General features: G+C 37.7%; 17 protein-coding genes. 1 reads left to right on the plus strand and 16 read right to left on the minus strand.

Translation table 11 applies throughout. From position 1 onward, the window contains the following. Window positions 1-121 precede the first annotated feature (121 nt). The 13 genes from ACY45D_RS14180 to ACY45D_RS14240 form a co-directional block, all read right to left on the minus strand. Complete coding sequence (locus tag ACY45D_RS14180) at window positions 122-1,195, minus strand: copper resistance protein B (RefSeq protein ID WP_463107307.1); 1,074 nt, start codon at window positions 1,193-1,195, stop codon at window positions 122-124. Then, complete coding sequence (locus ACY45D_RS14185; protein WP_463107308.1) at window positions 1,182-3,194, minus strand: multicopper oxidase domain-containing protein; 2,013 nt, start codon at window positions 3,192-3,194, stop codon at window positions 1,182-1,184. The genes ACY45D_RS14180 and ACY45D_RS14185 overlap by 14 nt, the downstream gene beginning before the upstream one ends. Window positions 3,195-3,252: 58 nt before the next feature. Further along, window positions 3,253-3,648 carry a hypothetical protein gene (locus ACY45D_RS14190; protein WP_463107309.1) on the minus strand — a complete coding sequence of 132 codons (396 nt, stop codon included), beginning with the start codon at window positions 3,646-3,648 and terminating at the stop codon, window positions 3,253-3,255. A 445-nt stretch (window positions 3,649-4,093) separates the two neighbouring features. Then, window positions 4,094-4,780: a ribulose-phosphate 3-epimerase gene (rpe, locus tag ACY45D_RS14195; protein ID WP_463107310.1), complete on the minus strand. Its 687-nt coding sequence runs from the start codon at window positions 4,778-4,780 to the stop codon at window positions 4,094-4,096. A 203-nt stretch (window positions 4,781-4,983) separates the two neighbouring features. After that, complete coding sequence (locus tag ACY45D_RS14200) at window positions 4,984-6,135, minus strand: M48 family metallopeptidase (protein ID WP_463107311.1); 1,152 nt, start codon at window positions 6,133-6,135, stop codon at window positions 4,984-4,986. A gap of 33 nt (window positions 6,136-6,168) precedes the next feature. After that, window positions 6,169-7,275: a YjgN family protein gene (locus ACY45D_RS14205; RefSeq protein WP_463107312.1), complete on the minus strand. Its 1,107-nt coding sequence runs from the start codon at window positions 7,273-7,275 to the stop codon at window positions 6,169-6,171. A gap of 233 nt (window positions 7,276-7,508) precedes the next feature. Then, window positions 7,509-8,345 carry an S-formylglutathione hydrolase gene (gene fghA, locus ACY45D_RS14210; RefSeq protein WP_463107313.1) on the minus strand — a complete coding sequence of 279 codons (837 nt, stop codon included), beginning with the start codon at window positions 8,343-8,345 and terminating at the stop codon, window positions 7,509-7,511. Window positions 8,346-8,391: 46 nt separating this feature from the next. Beyond that, window positions 8,392-9,828, minus strand: coding sequence for a C13 family peptidase (locus ACY45D_RS14215; protein ID WP_463107314.1), 1,437 nt, complete (start codon window positions 9,826-9,828; stop codon window positions 8,392-8,394). Between the two features lie 121 nt (window positions 9,829-9,949). Next, complete coding sequence (locus ACY45D_RS14220) at window positions 9,950-10,768, minus strand: class I SAM-dependent methyltransferase (RefSeq protein ID WP_463107315.1); 819 nt, start codon at window positions 10,766-10,768, stop codon at window positions 9,950-9,952. Beyond that, entirely contained in the window at window positions 10,762-11,586 is an 825-nt protein-coding gene (locus tag ACY45D_RS14225) for an undecaprenyl-diphosphate phosphatase (protein ID WP_463107316.1), read from the minus strand. Before ACY45D_RS14225 ends, ACY45D_RS14220 begins: the two co-directional genes overlap by 7 nt. 32 nt (window positions 11,587-11,618) lie before the next feature. Further along, window positions 11,619-12,284 (minus strand): tRNA (adenosine(37)-N6)-threonylcarbamoyltransferase complex dimerization subunit type 1 TsaB, encoded by a 666-nt coding sequence (gene tsaB, locus ACY45D_RS14230; protein ID WP_463107317.1) that lies wholly within the window; start codon window positions 12,282-12,284, stop codon window positions 11,619-11,621. A gap of 157 nt (window positions 12,285-12,441) precedes the next feature. Continuing rightward, window positions 12,442-12,978, minus strand: coding sequence for a gamma carbonic anhydrase family protein (locus ACY45D_RS14235; protein ID WP_463107318.1), 537 nt, complete (start codon window positions 12,976-12,978; stop codon window positions 12,442-12,444). A gap of 24 nt (window positions 12,979-13,002) precedes the next feature. Continuing rightward, window positions 13,003-13,617: a CoA pyrophosphatase gene (locus ACY45D_RS14240; protein ID WP_463107319.1), complete on the minus strand. Its 615-nt coding sequence runs from the start codon at window positions 13,615-13,617 to the stop codon at window positions 13,003-13,005. Window positions 13,618-13,741: 124 nt separating this feature from the next. On the opposite strand from ACY45D_RS14240, the gene ACY45D_RS14245 reads away from it, so the two are divergent. Continuing rightward, complete coding sequence (locus ACY45D_RS14245; RefSeq protein ID WP_463107320.1) at window positions 13,742-14,290, plus strand: NUDIX hydrolase; 549 nt, start codon at window positions 13,742-13,744, stop codon at window positions 14,288-14,290. A gap of 103 nt (window positions 14,291-14,393) precedes the next feature. Here the strand turns inward: ACY45D_RS14245 and filF are convergent, their stop codons facing one another. Genes filF through filD form a run of 3 tightly spaced genes read right to left on the minus strand, consistent with a single transcriptional unit; the run spans window position 14,394 to window position 19,352 of the window. Further along, window positions 14,394-16,343 carry a putative pilus system protein FilF gene (filF, locus tag ACY45D_RS14250; protein WP_463107321.1) on the minus strand — a complete coding sequence of 650 codons (1,950 nt, stop codon included), beginning with the start codon at window positions 16,341-16,343 and terminating at the stop codon, window positions 14,394-14,396. Between the two features lie 10 nt (window positions 16,344-16,353). Beyond that, on the minus strand, window positions 16,354-17,688 hold the full coding sequence (gene filE, locus ACY45D_RS14255; protein ID WP_463107322.1) for a putative pilus assembly protein FilE: 1,335 nt from the start codon (window positions 17,686-17,688) through the stop codon (window positions 16,354-16,356). Further along, window positions 17,688-19,352: a putative pilus system OmpP1/FadL family transporter FilD gene (filD, locus tag ACY45D_RS14260; RefSeq protein WP_463107323.1), complete on the minus strand. Its 1,665-nt coding sequence runs from the start codon at window positions 19,350-19,352 to the stop codon at window positions 17,688-17,690. The genes filE and filD overlap by 1 nt, the downstream gene beginning before the upstream one ends. Window positions 19,353-19,357 lie beyond the last annotated feature (5 nt).

Genomic DNA, 19,357 nt, shown 5'->3' on the forward strand with positions numbered 1-19,357 from the left:
TAAATGGATGCCTTTTTACATTTAATGACCCAAAATACACCTATAAAAATTAGGGCTTTAAAGTCGTAACTTTAAAACCCTTTTACTAAATGATCTTGAATCAAAATATTAAAATTAAGTATTAGAACTTAAAGCGAATACCTGCACCGTAAAGCCAGCCTTTTTCAGAATCGCTTTCTAACTGCCAAGTCGTTAAATCATTACCTTTAGAATATTCATAAGCAATATCAAGGTAAGGCATGACTTTTTTACTGATTTCATAACGTGTTTCTAAACCAGCAGTGACATTGCTTAAACCTGATTTCTTGGCATATTTAGAATCATCACTAAACACAACATCCAAATCTAAATAAGGTTTAACAATCAGCTTTTGCGTGAATAAGAGATCACGTTCAGTTTCCAAACTAAACCCAGCATAATGATCTTCACCTGCATAGAAATAGGCATCGGTTTCAAAGAAATACGGCGCCATACCATGCAAACCGATCACAGCATCCAATTTTTCCTCAGTATCTTTACGATGCTGATCTAATTCAACTTTTTCCACACGGTATCGCGCACCTATTTGTGCATCCCAAAAGTCTGAAATCATACGGCTATAGAGTGCTTTGACATCATATTCAGCATCATGTGACTCATGTTTATCTACATGTGCTTTGATGAAGATCTTATTTTCATCTGTACCAATACGTGTTTCAAACTCAGATTTTAATGCACCTTTGCTATCTTCATTGACTGACCATTTATTATCCACAGTTGTGACTGCATAAATCTGTGCGCCGTGTTCTGTACGATGGTCATGCCCTTGATGGTTTTCAGTCATCTTCTTTGTTTGGGAATGTTTAGTCTGAGAATATTCAGTTTGAGCATACTGGGTCTGAGAAGATTGATGCTGAGAATGATCTATTTTATCTAGAGAATATTGCTCTATTGAATCATCAACTTTTACAGCATTCTTACTCGATACAGTTGGCATAGTGTGATGCATCATTTTCGAATGATCCATCGGTTGCATATCATCATGGTTCATTTTGGTATGATCCATTTCAGACATATCATGCTGTTGTTCAGATAGCTGTTGCGGTGAAATATCCGCATGCCCTTCATGAGCAAAAGCCACGCCACAAAGCAATAACAATGAACTCGCTAACATTGTTTTTGGAAACGTTTTAGGAAATAAATTAGTGATGTGCATGTTCATCTCCTTTCTGTTCAGTTGTTGAATTTGCCTCTATCGTGCTGTTTGGTTTAAGTATTGGCGTAGTTGATTGCTTTGCATCTGTCACATTGGCAACAATTAATTTATTCATCATGCCCGCACTCATGTGGTACAGCAAATGACAATGAATTGCCCATTCACCTAATTCATCTGCGGTAAGCAATGCAGTAACCGTTTTTGCAGGTGGCACGACAATGGTATGTTTATTCGGCATATCAACAGCAGCTTGACCATTTTCCAACTGCATAAACATGCCATGTAAATGCATTGGGTGCGCCATCATGCTGTCATTGATAAATTTGATTCGAATACGCTCGCCATATTTCACTTTGAGTGGTTCTGCATTACTGAATTTCTTGCCATTGATGGTCCAAATATAGCGCTCCATGGTTCCACCTAAACGAATCACCAATTCACTGGTCGCTTCACGAGTATCAGCTTGCGGTATTAATGACTTTAAATCACTGTATTGCAATGCTTTATCACCTGCTGGTGTAGATGCATTTGCCCAACCCTCAACCACATCATCATTTTTAGAAGATGTAGTTTGTTGATGCGGTGAATGATCATTAGCTTGCATAGCATGATTCATTTTTGAATGATCCATACCCTGCATATCGCCATGATTCATTTTTGAATGATCTATGTCTTGCATATCATCATGATTCATTTTTGAATGATCCATATCTTGCATATCGTCATGATTCATTTTTGAATGATCTATGTCTTGCATATCATCATGATTCATTTTAGAGTGATCCATATCTTGCATATCATCATGATTCATTTTTGAATGATCCATGTCTTGCATATCATCATGATTCATTTTTGAATGATCCATACCCTGCATATTGCCATGATTCATTTTCGTATGATCCATGCCTGAATCACCACCACCATGTCCCATATCGGCCATATTGAGTAACGCACGTGGACGGGCTTGAGGTTTTTGTACCGTGGCGATCTTAGGTGCAAGTTCATTTTGCAAAGTCGCTATGGCAAAACCAGAACGATCAATTGATTCAGCTTCGATTTGATAATGTGCAGTTTTTGGCTCGACAATCACATCATAAGTTTCTGCTGTCCCGATACGGAACTCATCAACATTTACAGGTTTCACTGGCTGACCATCTGCACTCACCACAGTCATTTTTAAATTGGGAATACGCACATCAAAGAAAGACATGGCTGAGGCATTAATAAAACGCAAACGTACTTTTTCATTCGGTTTAAACAACCCTGTCCAATTTTGTTCAGGTGTTTTACCATTCACGAGAAAGGTATAGCCTGTCACATCAGACAAATCTGTTTTGAGCATACGCATCTGATTCCACATTTTGCGATCAGACCACGTAGCACCTAAACCGTCACGTTGAGCTTGCTTCCAAACATCGCCCAAAGTTTCACGTTGATTTTGATAGTATTCAGCTGAAATTTTTAGATTTTTTTGAATTTCATCACTTTTTTGCTCATGAAAATCAGAAAGCATCACCACGTAATCACGTTCAGCTTTTTCATGTGTCGCCAAAGGTTTTTTATCTTTTGGATAGATGACTAAAGCACCATATAAACCATCTTGTTCCTGACCTTTAGAATGCGCATGATACCAATACGTGCCACTCTGACGAACCTTGAATTTATAAGTAAAATCTTGGTTCGGTTTAATGCCATTAAACCCATTAAAACCAGGTACACCGTCCATAATTCCGGGTAAAAGTAACCCATGCCAATGTAGTGATGAATCCTGATTTTTTAGATTGTTATGCACATGAATAACGGCCTCATCACCTTCTTCAAACTCAAGAAGTGGTGCAGGAAACTTTCCATTCACCGTAATCCGTTGTAAGGGCGTACCTGTCACATTGACAGTCCCTTCATCAATCGTTAAATGATACTCTTTCACTGCTGCAAATCCCCATGATGAGGACATTAAACCAACAGCGAGCATGATGCTCCGCGATAATTTTATAGACATGACTTAATCCTGTAATTTTAAAAAATATTAAAAAAATTAATGATTTAAAAATTAAGAATTAAGCTTTGGGAGGGCGTAAAATTTCTTGCCAGTGCCCTGCAAGATGTTGGGCCTGATAAAAACTTTGTAGAGAATCTAAGTGCTGTGAATGTTCTGGCGAACTGAGCTGAGGAATATCAGTATTAAACCAAACAATTGAAGATTGACATGAGAATAAAGCACAATCCTGACATTCAGAATGCTGAACTTGCTTAGATTGAATTAACTGCTTATGACAATCTGTCAAATTTTGCTTTTGCACATCTGTTTGGACATCTGAATGTACATGTTGATTTTCTGTCTGTATTTGCATATCTGCACAATGCGCTTTCATATCTTGAACAGACATGCCTTGCATCGTTTGCTGCTGTACAGAATCCGTTTGATTCATCATCTGTTCATGTTGCATTTGCATCGTTATATGCATCGTTTTTACTGATGCAACAGACACACTACTCCAGCCTATGGCAAAAACCATAAGACAAACAAACCAAGCCTGTTTGCAGAGTTGAGTCAACATAGAAACCAAATGAAAACGATCAATAGATATAGATTAAGCATATAGAATTATTGGATGTGTAGCAAATACACTTAACAAAACATCCATAAATCAGTTGCTTAATGATTGAGCTTTTAATTTCCCTAAAAATTGCTCAAAATAAATACGCTATTTAACTTTATAAATCATATAAAAAAGAGCTCATTTGAGCTCTTTTTATACACAACTTGCCTACTTTACAAACCATTGATATTTAGTTGATTATTTTAAAACCAATTTATCCATGTGGTTATCAACACAGTTATCCATAGAGTTATCGTCAAAGTTATCCACAGACACTCTATCTAAACAGTAGAACGATTTAGACATTTACGCTGCCAACTTTTGCAAGTTCTGCACGCATTTCATCAATGACAGCTTGATAATCAGGTTTGCCAAAAATAGCAGAACCAGCAACAAACATATCTGCACCAGCCTCAGCAATTTCACGAATATTGGCAGGTGTAACACCACCATCGACTTCTAAACGAATATCTCGACCCGATGCATCAATGATTTGGCGCGCTTGGCGTAATTTATCTAAAGTCATTGGAATAAATGTTTGACCACCAAAACCAGGGTTTACACTCATCAATAGCACTTGATCAACTTTATCTAAAACATAGTCTAAATAATGTAATGGTGTTGCAGGGTTAAAGACTAAACCTGCTTTTGCACCACCAGATTTAATCAACTGTAAAGAACGATCAATATGATGCGTCGCTTCAGGATGGAAAGTAATAATATCCGCACCTGCTTCTAAAAAGTCACCAATCATACGGTCTACAGGTGAAACCATGAGATGCACATCAATCGGCGCCTTGATTCCGTATTTTTTCAACGCCTTACATACGCCTGCACCAAAAGTTAAGTTTGGAACGTAGTGATTATCCATGACATCAAAATGGACAACATCAGCACCCGCTTCCAATACTTTTTCAACATCTTCACCTAAACGGGCAAAGTCAGCAGAAAGGATTGAAGGTGCAATCAGATAGGGCTTGGACATGAATCAACCTAGCGTAAATTTGGATTTTACATAGTATAACAAACTTAAAACGCTGAATTGTTTCAAAAACCAACAGTTTTACCGATCTTGATCATTTAGAAATGAGGGCAAGCCATGATCAAAGATTACGATCTATATGAACTATATGAACTATATGAAAATGACCTGAAGGATTTAAAATTTAAACCCTTCATATCGCTTGATTAATGTTTGGATTGTTGCTGCTTTTCAAAATCACGAACCATTTGAATACGTTCTTCAGTCGCAGGATGTGAAGATAAAGCATCTAAAACCGCTAAATGCGTATTTTCTTCGGTTTGTTCTTTCTGTGTTTGCGCTTTGCTTTGATCGGTCTTTTTATCCGAATCAGTCTTTTTATCCGAATCTGACTTCTTAGTAGAATGAGTAGAATCTTCTGCTTTTTCTTCGGCCGCGACTTCATCATTTAAACGCTGTAAAAAGTTCGCAAAATGCGCCACTTCTATGTGTTTACGATCCATCAATTTTAAAGCATATAAATCAGCTTCTTTTTCAAATTTACGTGAATAATTCGCACCAATCATTGCTGCGGGTAGAGAGGTCAATAAATCTGAACTATCCCCTGTCATTGCAATATACAACACGCTCATTCCTAAACTAGAAAGCCCTTGTTGCAAACTATGTCGCTCAATCAAATGTCCTTGTTCATGCGCCAAAACCCCAAGAATCTCTTGATCACTATGCGCTAATTCAATCAATTCATCTGTAATAATAATCGTATTATTTGGAAGCGCGACTGCGTTTGCACCTAAATGATCGCCTTCTCGGAAAATTAATTTAGCAGGCTGACCTTCTGCAACCGTAGCTAAATATTGTGCCTTGATCTGATCTCGTTGCCCTTGAGCCAGATGACTTGGCTTCGTCATATTTTCAATCACATATTCTTCAACTTCATCGCCAATTTTATCCAAAGTGTTTGCAGGTAATTTAAATGCGACATAATGAGAAGCTGCGGGGATGCCCCATTTAATTAAAGCAAAGCAAAAAGCCACCACAAAAACAAGACTAAAAATGATCAAACTTGGAGAACGTTCCAATTTCCAAACAGAATGCTGAACACCTTTTGTCCCATAATTGAACCACTCAGGTAATGGAGCTTGAAATTCAATCCGAGCATCATCTTTGAGTTCAATCACGGGGTGTAATTTCCCTAAAGCCCCTATAAGCACCATATCGTCGTACAAATAGCGCCGTTGCTGTTGTAACTGCTCACCATAACGAATCAGAATTTCTGAGGGTGATGATGCAGAAATACGTGCCTGTTGCGGCTTAGACACCACACCATCATAGAAAATTACGTCAATAGATTGCGACATATATCATCCAATTCAGCTCATGGGTTTTTGTGGTTATAAAGAAATATCGATATCAAAGATGTCACTAATTTCTTCTGCAAGCGCACTATGGTCTTGTTGAGCAAGATTCATCATCTGATCAGGATCATCATGTAAAATCAGGCTCATCGATTCAACTTGATATTTGTGAATACGAATCGCAGCCCAAGCTGACAATAAACCGATACTCAAAATTTTTGCAATCCAGTTCGATGCAACAATCCATGCATAACGCCATTGATTACAGTCTGTTTTAAATTGACTATGTCCAACCGTGGTATTATTCCAGGTGGTAATAAAAATACGCGCTGCACTCAGTGGATAAATAAATAACCCTGCAATCGCATAAATAGCGAATACACCAATCATCACCATCTCTGGCGAGAACCCTGCAATTGCACCAACAATTGAAAAATAGACAATGCCAAACGCAATCATCACACCAAAAGACATAAAGATTGGAATATAAACTGCACTCATATACGCAGGCCAATCCGCATGTAGTTTGAACTCTAATTGCCCAGCATACAGATGATTAATATAATATTTTTTATACAACCAAATCGCTACAGGTGCGAAAATACCCAAAGAAAAAAGATAAACAGCAATACTAAGGAAAAAGACTTTATATGACTCTTTGGTTGTTCCATCAAAGTAAAAGCGACTATTTCCAAATTTACTATTTCTGGCGGTAAAACGCATCGTGGCACGAATTAGCCAAGGCACAGCCATATAAAGTAAAACAAGACCCACCAATGTTGCAATTCCAGAGTATTGCGATGAAATACTGAACGCAGCATAAATACCCAAAGCAATAAGACGGCCAATTAAGATTTTTGTCGGTATGCCTGTAAAGTCAAAACGTCTACGGAAAAACTCAGTATTGCCGTAGAAATAACGTAAACGACGTACTTTTGCCCACGGTGCATACAAACTTAAAGTCACAATAGTTAATAGAATATTGACGATCCAAATACCAAAATATTCCATCGCATCGCCATGAAATTTAAAACGGCGAACGCTTGGATATTGTTGCTCCGTTGGTACCTCTATAGGCGGCGGTGTTTTATTTAAGTTTAAAGTTGAACTTTCAGGAAAATCTGACGTTGTTTGGTTCTGCATCATCCTTCTCTTATTGCCAAATATTATTTGATTTTTAATTCAAAAAATTGTTTAACTCAGTGTATATTTTTTAACAGCATAATGAAATAGTTTCTCCGTTGTAGAAGTCTATCCATAAATAAACATCTACAACCCAGTAGCAATAGATCGAATAAAAAGTCTTATTTTTAAGTGTTTTTAGAATATGCGAATCTTGAATCTATCATTTTTAAACAATCTAATGATTTAAAAAATTATTTCTGTAATTGGATCGCATGAAATTGCAAATGATCATCAATAAAACTTTGTATAAAATAATAGCCATGATCATAGCCTTCTTGAAATCTTAGCGTCAGTTTCTGTCCTACTTCGCTACAGGCCTGCTGATATTTTTCAGGGTTTAATTGGCTATAAAATTGATCGTTAACACCTTGATCAATTAAAACCTCATCAAATAATTGTCCTTTGGCTAAAAGCAATTGTGTTGCATCATGCTTTGCCCATTCAGATCGATCATCACCTAAGTAATTTGAAAATGCTTTTTCACCCCAAGGACATTCACAAGGAGCGCAAATTGGAGCAAATGCAGATACTGATTTAAATTTCTCAGGATATTTCCAAGCCAAGGTTAATGCACCATGCCCTCCCATACTGTGCCCAAACACACCAATCGCTTCAGCTTGTATCGGTAACGCTTGAATCAGTAAAGGATATAGTTCCTCGACAATATAGCTTTCCATCTGAAAATGTTCAGCCCAAGGCGCTTGCGTTGCATTTAAATAAAAACCAGCACCTTGTCCTAAATCCCACGAATCACCTTGAGCAACAGCATCACCTCGTGGTGAGGTATCAGGAGCAATCAGAATCAAACCTAATTGCGCAGCTAAGCGTTGCGCATGTGCTTTGATAATAAAAGTTTCTTCAGTACAGGTTAGACCTGCTAAATAATATAGAGCAGGACATTTTTGCCCATCTAAGGCTTGTGGAGGAATAAAAGCAGCAAACTTCGTCGGACCTTTTAAAGCTTGAGATTGGGTTTGATAGACTCTTTGTTCACCATCAAAACAGATATTTTTATTGAGTAGTTCCATCTTAAAATCCCCTATGTTTTGATATTTAAAGCCAGCAACACGCAACTTAAGGCGTTGCTGTTAAAAGTGGCTTCTGTTGTGTATCCAACGCTATGTTTTTGCTTTGTGTCGTATTCGCCACAGCCTGTTGCGGGAATAAATGCTGCTCTAGTTGTGGCAACATCATTTCCATGTTTTTACCGATCACCCATTGTGGTTCAGAAGGTTCAAAGCCTTGTGCATTTTCCCACTTAGCAACTGTCTCAGTGGCCTCTTTAAATGCCGCTTTCAAGGTCGTTTGCTCTCGCATCGCTTGATCAAAGAATGCTCGCCCAAAATAAGTGTAATCCGCTTCATTTGAACAACCGAAAGAAGCACGATCTGCAGCAGATGCAGTAATAATCAGAGTATCTGGCGATTGCAAAGCTGAAATAAAACTACCTGAATAACAAGCAGAAATCACAATAACTTTCCAACGGATTCCAGACTTGTCTAAACTTTCTCGAAGCCATTTAGGATCGACATCATCTAAATCAATCGGCTCATTTTCCATTTCAAATTGATTTGGCAAGCCATGCGATGTCATATATAAAAATAACACATCACTTTCACGATTCATCTGTTGACCAATACGGCGTAAAGCAAGATCTATACTGGTTTTCGAGGCAATTGGGATTTCATTGATACTTGCTGGATTGTTGACCAATTCGATAGAACGCCCAAAAGTACCAAAACGAGTATCAAATTGTTCTTTAATTCGATCTATTTCAAACTTAAAAACATCTTGGTAACTTGCACCTGCAACACCTAAGAAATACCAATGTGTTTTTGCAAATTCTCCAAATTGAACTTGTTCTAAAGCTTTATTGAGTAGCTGACCTTGCCCATAAAAGGCTTTTTCACTCAAACTGGCTGGTGTTTCTTCCACCTTCCAAATCGGTTGTTCTTTAATAGAAACTTGCCATGTAAATAATGTTGCTACGGTCGCAAACATGATCAAAGCACGTTCCCACCACGGCCAATGTAATTCTCGAGAAATCACCCAAACCACTGCAAGGCTTTGCCAAATGAACAAAGCAAAAAAGAGCAGTGGAATCACATCATAAAAAACATACGGTAAAAGATCTTGATTGCCTAAATATTGTAATAAGCATTGAAACAACATGATGTGTGTATCGAGGACTAACCACAACAGTGCAGGAACAAGCATCAACCGAGGATTATTGGTACGCTGAGATAGGAAAATACCCACAATCAGTGCGATGAAAGGCCATAGTGCATAACTGACCAAACCTTGTTTATTGAATACACCACCATCGCCTGCCACTAACCAACTGAATAATGTGTTGGCACAGCCCCCCAATAGTCCCCAAAAGATCAGTTGGAGAATAGAGGGTCGAACAATTTGTAAGGACTTTCGAGATCCTAAAAATAACCAAACCCCTGCACGTTGGTTACTTTTTAAATCATGCCAGAAGTTAATTGATGGTTTAAGATCTATCATAAAGATTCTTTAAAGGCGGTGGCATAAATCAGCATATCTAGTTTATGCTCGGCTAAAATTTTATCAATGCTTCATTTAACTATATATCAATAATTCGACTATTATTGAAACAGTTACCAAATTACTCAATAACCTTATTGCTAAAATAAGCATCAAACCGACAAGCATCACCTTGCCACTGATGATCGGGCTGCTGATCATTTAAAAATACAGCCAGTCTTGGACGTTTTACCACAACACGCTTGGCGATTTGTTGCGCTAAGACTAAAAGATGATCTCCTAAATCCATCTCACCATCTTCGGGTAAAAGCATATGTAGTAACTGCATTTGCTTTTTAACTTGCGCTTGCTTTTTAACGGCTTGTTGATTTTGATCACGTTGCGGAAACATTGGATCTAAATAAACCACATCGACTTTTTTTTCTGCAAGAATAGCTTGATTGAGATATTCACTTGAATCAGCAAAAATCAATTGAATACGACTGACCACTTTAGATAAAAATGGATCATTTTCAGCCTGAGCTTTTGAGTCTTCCAATAATGTAAATAAAATCGGATGACGTTCGATTAAACTGACATCTGCGCCCAAATATGCCATAAGCAAAGTGTCATGTCCCAAACCTGCTGTTGCATCAATCAATGACGGCTTTTCAGAAATATTACAGGCTCGAGCAATCATTTCAGACTTGATACTGGCACGTTTTAATCGTGGAATCTCAGCTTTCCAATCTGGCTGCATTTTCATGCCATTGGCAGATAAACTTAAACCTGATGAATCTACGCATAAAGCAAGTTCAGGGTTTAACCTTAAAAAACGTGCATTGAGCTTTTCGATGATTTCAACATTTACGCTCACTCCACGCGAAAAAAGCACAGTTTGATAAGACTGTGCTTCCTTTACAAATGTGGATTCTGCAAATAAGCGAATACCGCTTACCATAATCTCCAACCTGTTAATGCAAATAATAAAATCAATAGCCCTGATGCAATACGATACCAAGCAAAGACCATAAAGTCTCGTTTAGCCACATAAGCCACCAAAACACGAATCAAAATCAAAGCAGAAACAAAAGAAACGATAATTCCTGTTGCTAAAACAGCCCAATCTTGATTGGTTTTAAATACATCATAACTTTGATAAAGATCAAGTAAACCTGCCCCAATGATGACTGGAATACCAAGGAAAAAAGAAAACTCAGTTGCTGCTTTACGTGAAACACCAAGCATCATCGCACCAATAATGGTTGCACCTGAACGAGAAGTCCCTGGAATCAATGATAAAATCTGAATCAAGCCAATATATGCTGCTTCTTTAATCGAAATATTCTCGACTTCCATAGCGTTGACTTTTGGAGGATTCTTTTCAACCCACCATATAATCAAACCACCGATAATCAAACCAATAGCAACCGTAATATCATTAAATAATAGATCTTTAACCACTTGCCCGAATGAAAGCCCAACAATAATAATTGGAATCGAGGCAACAATAATACTGATACCTAGGTGTCGACCTTTTTTCTCACCTGTGAACAAGCCAGTAGCTGCACCCCACAGTTTTCCCCAATATTCATAAATAACTGCTGCAATCGCCCCCATTTGGATAGCGATAACAAATACGTCACTTTTTTCCTTGGTCCAAAAGTTCATTAATTCAGAAGCAAGAATTAAATGCCCTGTACTTGAAATAGGTAAGAATTCAGTAATACCCTCAACAATACCCATGATAGCTGCTTTGAGAAGCAGTAAAAGATCCATGTTCAATCCTAAAAATTAAATCTAAAAATTGGTTATGATTTGCCTTGTTCTGGAATTTTTTTCCACGCATCATCACGTAAATATACAGGCAACGCCTGTTCAGCACTGAACCAATGTTTTTCAATTGCATTTTGACGTGCAATCCTCGCAACATCTTCGGCTGTCGCAGTAATGTGTTGAAACTCTATAGCGGATTCCTTAACTAAAGCTGAACCTGAACCAATCAATGTATATTTTTGATATTCAGCAGCATGTTGATAATCGAGTAGCTTTTCTTCATCGATAAGTTGCATGATATTATTTTGATCTAGCTTGAAACTCGCCATATAGACTTCTTTCATTCTCGCATCTAATACAGCGGTAACTTCAGTCAATTGTTGTAATCTAAATGCAGCTTGAGCGAGCGCTTGCAAAGTTGAAACAGGAATAACGGGAATATCATTTGCCCACGCCAAAGCTTGTGTCACAGCAGCATTGATACGCACGCCACTAAATGAGCCTGGGCCTCGACTAAAAGCAATCGCAGTGAGTTGCTCGTTTTTAATTTGAGTTTGCTCAAAGCCCTGCTCAATCATTGGTAAAATGGTTTGAGTTTGTGCCTTTGCTCGTTCATCAAGTTGAAAATATAGCGTTTTTGTTTCATCAACAATTGAAACGGAACACTGCTCATTGGCAGTTTCCAATGCCAGCAATTTCATGCACAACCTTAACTGTATTAAAAATGCTGACTATGATACTCCACTCATTTCAAGAGTGCGAGCGCTTAGCACCAAAGCCAAATATATAAAAATCACCCAAAATAAAGCCAAGAATGACTTCTTGGCTTTATTCTCAAACATTCATCCGTTTTAAAAATCATTTTTCAAATTGAAATTCTTCTAAATCGATAAAATCTTTATAATGCGATGCATAGTGCAAAGCGCTAATTTTCAATAAATTTTCTGTATTTTCATCCAAAGTACGCACAACCTTTCCCGGTGAACCAACCACCAGTGAATTATCTGGTATCACCTTACCTTCCGGAATTAAGCTATTTGCACCAATGATACAATTCTTTCCAATTACGGCGTTATTGAGGATAACCGCATTAATCCCAATTAAGCTATTGTCCCCAATCGTGCAACCATGCAACATTGCTTGATGCCCAATAGTTACATAGTTTCCGACATTTAGCTCAATACCTGCATCGGTATGTAGCACAGCATTTTCCTGAACATTACTAAAATCACCAATTCGAATTTTAGAATTGTCCGCACGAATCACTGCACCAAACCAAACACTAACTTGTTGACCAAATTCAACTTGGCCTATCACGGTTGCATTATCTGCAACCCAACCATCAAAAGGTTCATGCAATGCCTTGGGTACATAACCTTTAAATTTGTACATCATAACAACCAATCCTTGTGTAACTTATTACTTTTTATTAAAAACTTGTGAATTAAATGCTGGAGAATTCAACAAAAAAGGCCAGTTTTTTTGATAATCCAAACCATACTTGAACAATGAAATTAAAATTCGTGCAGTCAATCCCCAAATGACTTCATTTTCAATTCTTAAACTAGGAAAATAAACAGACTGATGTGCCAGTCGCACTTCGTAAGGAATCGGCTGTGCTTCCAACATTTTCCGAATGGGTGCATAAAAAATACGATCTATTTCAGTTGGTTGAGCAACTAAATTTATATCTGGAGGAATTAAACCCACAACAGGTTTTACGGTCATTCCACTTTTGGCACGCTCCATGGGTAAATCTCCAATGAGCTGTACATCAAAGGGATTGAGCGCTGTTTCTTCCCATGCTTCACGTAATGCGACAACAATATTGCTTGTGTCATTGGGATCGCGTTTACCGCCGGGGAAAGAAACCTCACCTGCATGATTGGACAAATAAGCAGATCGTCTTGTGAGTAATACTTTAGGATCTTTTTCTTGAGTGATTGCGACAAGCACTGCTGCATTGGCAGGATGTGTTCTTTTGCCAAAACGTAACCGATTTTGCAATACTTGGGTTAACTCTTGATCCAGCATTTACGACACTCTTACTTTTAATTCTCATTACATCATATATGAAATTTTATAGATAAGGCTATAAATGATGCGAAACTAAAATTTTTCAGTTATGCTGAGTTATCTCAAATTTTCAATGAAGCTTATGAGTTTTTGTACTGCTTGTGGTCAAACGACAATAGAAAAAATACCATTAGGTGATCAAAAAGTCCGTAAAGTCTGTACCAGCTGCGGTACCATTCATTATGTTAACCCTAAAGTCATTTGTGGTGCACTCGCAATTTGGGAAAATAAAGTTTTGTTATGTCGCCGTGCGATTGAACCTCGTTATGGTTTATGGACATTGCCTGCGGGATATATGGAATTACTTGAAACCATGGAACAAGGTGCGGCACGTGAAACACGTGAAGAAGCGGAAGCCGAAGTAGACATCGAACAGCTTTATTGTATGTACAATATTCCACGTATCGGTCAAATTTACGTGTTATTCAAAACAAAAATCAAAGATGGCGTATTTGGTGCTGGTGAAGAAACTATTGAAAGTCGTTTATTTGAAGAACATGAAATTCCTTGGAATGATTTGGCTTTTCCAAGTGTCGAACGCACATTAAGACATTATTTTGAAGATCGTAAAAACAATGTTTTCCCGATGCATTTAGAAACTTTAGGCACTCGTTTAGATCAAACGGGTTAAGGTTTTATTGATAAGCACAATACAATTAAATGTAATAAAAATAGCCCCAATCAAAGTGGATTGGGGCTATTTTTATAAGTTAATTTTATCAATAAAATCAGCTTTATGATTTTGTTTTAACCGTATAACAGCTTGGTAAACTGACCGATAAAGTTCCTGAAACTCGTTTTGCCAATTCAGTTTGATCAGGTGTTACCTTATCTTTATTCGCTTCAACACTATTATAGATGGTTTGATAAACGGCTTGTAAATTAATCCAAGTCGCTTGAGTCGTGGTATCACCCGACCAACTGGTGATATTGACACCACTTGACGTATTTTGCTCATTAATCAATCTTTGAAGATTTAAACGAATACCACCTGAAGCAATTGTAGAATTTTCAAGATTAGAGCCATCTGTTGGTGCGATAACCAATGTCTCATTTAATCCAAGTAATGCGCCATCAAGATTTTTAAAGATTGGATTGGCTAAAATCATACGCAAGGTAATTGATTTTTCTACATTACCATTGATATATGCTGTCCCTGTTGTTCCTACACGATATTGTTGTACATCCGAATTGCTATAACGATAGGTAGTTTTATCAAAGTTTTCACTATCACAACGTGTTCCCGACAAATCTGTTGCGGATGTCATATTAGTACGAATATCACCATTCTCATCAATCACAATACCTAAAGTTTGTGTTTTTGGATTTACTTCAGGATTATCAAATGCAAAGGTTAAGTTTACATAAAGTGGGAAATAATATTTCTCACCTGTTTTCACAGTCCTTTGTGTAAGGAAGACTTGTTTATCTAAATAATTAGCAGGATTGGTTTTATAGACATCAATACTTCCTGAAAGTTGATCACCATTTAAAGTCTGACGCCATTTACCATAAACTGTGTTATCTGTAGGTGCTGTCGCTGTTCCCATCGCGCGCTTGTACATATATTCTGTACCCGCGATATTGGTATTATTGACTAATGCACCTTGATAAATTTCTAATTTATCCGTGCTATTACTATCTGACTTAAATACCAAAGGAGTAGCAGTTTTACGTGATAGCGGGCTAATCCAGCCTTGCTGTGCATCTACATTCAATTTATGTGGAAGCGCTTGATTCAACAATACAAATCTCAATAATGAGTCTGCAATAGGGCTTCCCTCAACCTTTTGAGGTACACCGACCCACTGCATAGCATAACCCGTGGTATAGCCTTGGCGATCTGTCACAAGGTACATATTGGCAATCGATTCATTCTTGGTACTTAAATCACTCTTACCTGTAAAACCTTGAATATCAACATTTGCACCACTAAAAATTAAGAAATTTGTTGAATAAATATTCACCAAAGATTGCTGAATTAAACGTTGTGCTGTTTCTTTTGCCGTATTTTCATCGATTGCACCAACATTTAACCACGGCTTCAATTTCTCGACATAAGTCCCATCTAGGAAATCAGCAGGCCCAATATCTGTTGCCAAGTTTTTTAAATTATTTTTAATTTTTTCACTCAGTTCAACTGGTTGTATATCACCCGCTTGATTCGCATCTTGCTCCACAGCAATCGCTTGTAATACTCGAACCAATCCAACCGTGACTTTAAAAGTGTCATCACTCATGGTCATACTGGTCGGCACTTTACCTGTCATTGCACTTGCAATATCAATTAAACCAATCGCTGCTGGCTGACCACGAACTTTTAATGGTCTAATTTTAGATAAATCCACATCACCCAGCGTAATTTTACGCGCAGATTCAGTGCCTTGGATAAAGAACTTTGCTTTATCTCCAGTTAAACAACCACCTAAAGCCAAACCACCTTCTATTTTTGTGGAATAATGATTTTGAGTATCTGTACTACAGTCAAAGTTTAAACCTTCAACAGGATAATCGACGTAAAACCCTAAGCATTTTTCTGTTGAATCTGCATCACATCCATTGGTATAGGTTTTTATACCTTGATATGGGTTCTCATGCACAGTTGAACTTTCACCACCGCCACAGCCAACAAGAGCAAGTGTTAAACCTGTTAAGGCAAAAGGGATTAAAAATCTTTTTTTCATCATTACGTCCTTACTGAATAACACTCAGCTTAATTTGTCCATGATTTGTTAATTGTTTATTTTCAACATCTATTGCTGAGGATAAAGGGGTTAAAAACATATAAACCGCTTTTTCAGGCTTTCTTAATAAGCCTTCCATCGCAGAAAATTGTATATTGTTATCTTGCAATTCTTCATTTTTAAAACCACTTACGCCTTCTAAAACACAACCTTGCTGATCAAGAAAAACCACCAAAGGCCAATAATATGAAGGAACTTTTGAAGAAGATGCATATGAAGTGAGTAAAATATTTTGCACTTGTGAATCTAACTCAACAACTTCATAAGCAAAATTTTCTTTAATTGGAGCAACCGGCCAAACCCCAAGCTCTTGATTTTTCATAGATAGTTTTTTTGCTTTTTGAACTTTTTTATCAGTAAAGCAACTTTTTTCAAGATTTTGAACGACTTCATTTTGTGGTAAGCGATAATAAGTAGATGCTAATACAATTGCTTTCTTTTCTGCAACTTTTGAATTACCACGTATCCGATCTAATAAGCTGGCACTTAAACCTTTTTGACGTTCAATTGTCTCATAACGACCATGGACAGCCCCAACTTCAGGTGTCATATAGAATCGTTTTTTTCCTTCTAAATTAAATTCCTGATCTTCCAAATATTCATTATTGACATATTTTTCCCCATCAATCACAGTGAAATTATGATTTTCATTCTGCTTCTGTGGCTCTTGAGTTTGGGATAAATCTAAATTTTGCGTAGGAGACTCTTTAGTGACTACTGCTTGTTCAACATTTTGAGCTTTAGCAGGTTGAGCTATAGAACGAGGTGCTGATTGAACAACTGGAGTAGGTTGTTTTTTTTCAGCTAAAGCGATACTTGTTTTTTGAGTTTGTTTATCTTCTTGCTGCGTAATGATTTGATCGACAACATTTGTCTTTTGCTGTTGCTTTTTTTGCTGTTCGCTGTTTTGCTTTGACTCAGGTTGCTGCTGTTGGGAAACAGAAACTTGAGTATTGGTTTCTGTTGATTTGGTTTTTAGAACAGGCTGTGCTTTGCTCTGCTGATTGATAACTTGTTTGTTTTGAGCTGCAGGTACTGACTCTATACTTTTTGCTTGAGTATCAGAACTTCTAGAAATTTCTTTTTTTGACTCTTCTATTTTAGATGTCTGCTTTTTAGATATTTCTTTAGGTGCGTCTACAGGTTTTTGCACAATCATTGGATGCCCATCTGGCCCAATGATTGTATAAAAATTTGCAGCATAAGGTGTTGTTATGGCTAGACTCATACCTAAGGCTAGCCATAGTGGTTTTAAAACTTTTGTATTACTCATTTTCAAACGCATTACCATCTCGTTCTATAGTTAATACCTAAGATAATTACATCCGTTTTTGTTTTCACATTTAAACCCGCATATGGATTAAGCAATAAGTTATCTACACCCGTTTGGTTGGCTAAGCTACTGGTGTTTGCAGGAATATTATCCTTACTGCGCAAATAACCCGCAGACAAGTCAATATCCGTATCTTCATCAAAACGATAAGTCAGTCCTAAACCATATAATTGTGCATTGTTAATTGGCACCATGGTATTACGTTTATCATCTGGAATTGAACTGGCACGAGGTTCATAACCTGCTCGTAATGTTAAACGGTCATTGGCTGAATACTCTACCCCAATACCCCAACTCCAAGGTGACTTAAAGCCTAACGGTAATGCTAATGACTGATCTGTTACGTTATTTGATAGTAGTTTTGCAATTTTAAGTGCTGAAATTTGACGATCAAATTCGAATTTAAATTTTTCCCATGCTTTAAAATCAGTCCAACCTACATCGAAGTTAACTTGTAAATCGGGTAGAACTTTATATTTAATCCCTGCCTGAAAATGTGCTGGATATTCTAAATCCATTGCAATTAATCCAGACTCTGTCGGCGGAATATAACCAGGGAAACCTAAAATCGCTGCTAAAATTTGCCCTGTAGCAGATGAATTTAAACCTTTTATTAACTCTCTAGGCGCATTGGCATTGTCAATAAAGTATTTACCCTTCATGCGCATTTTTGCCGAACTTTGGTAGACCATACCAAAGCCGAACTCTTCTGTCGGTTCCCACATCAAACCTAAGTTATAACTTGGGCTTAAACTTTGCTCAAGAGATACTTCCATTTTCCCGAATTTACCAAACGGATTCATCCCTTCATCGGCATTACAAATACCAAATAACAGTAAGTCTGTAATCGCATTCGAGTTATTACGAAACGGCGCACAAACGGACTCATCGATCATCCGTAATACACCAATCATTTCATTGGGAAATCTCAAATCAGTTTTTAACGCCATTGCGTTATATGACATACCGACTGAAGCACCAATCGAGAGTTCGTCATTCACCTGATAAGCAATCGATGGCGATAAATAGGTAATACGCTCAATCGCGATCTGCTGGCCCATATAATTACCGGGGTTACCATCTTCAGCACCAAAGCCCGCAACCATCGGCGCGTACGCAGCCGTTGCAAAGGTGAGCTTTGAACCTGGCGGGTTATAAGAAACCCCACCCGTAGGTGCTAAAACAGGCCAACCTGGACCTAAATCGACAACTTTTTTTAGAATTGGAACATAGAGGCTTGCGTATTCAACATCCCCGCTAACTGAATCTTTATAATCCGTACAAAGATTTGATGGGTTGTCCGCAGTATCATTACAAATGAGCGGATCATCAGAATATCCAAATACGTTATAACCAACGGGAGCAGAAAACTCACGTTGGACACTAAAATCAGCAACAATCCCCTGCACATCTGTCTGTAAACCTTTCAGTTTAGTTAAACCCGCAGGGTTAAAATGAATTGCACTAATTCCAGGAGGGTCAGCTGTAACAGCATTACCCATTGTTAATGAGCGTATATCTACAGAAAGGTTTAAACCTAAATGCGCAAACGCTTGTGTTGAGCACCCTGTCAAAAAGATCGCTGTAACTAATGGGCGCAATCGTATGTTTTTCATACATC

Source organism: Acinetobacter sp. BZX-2 (assembly GCF_055179795.1).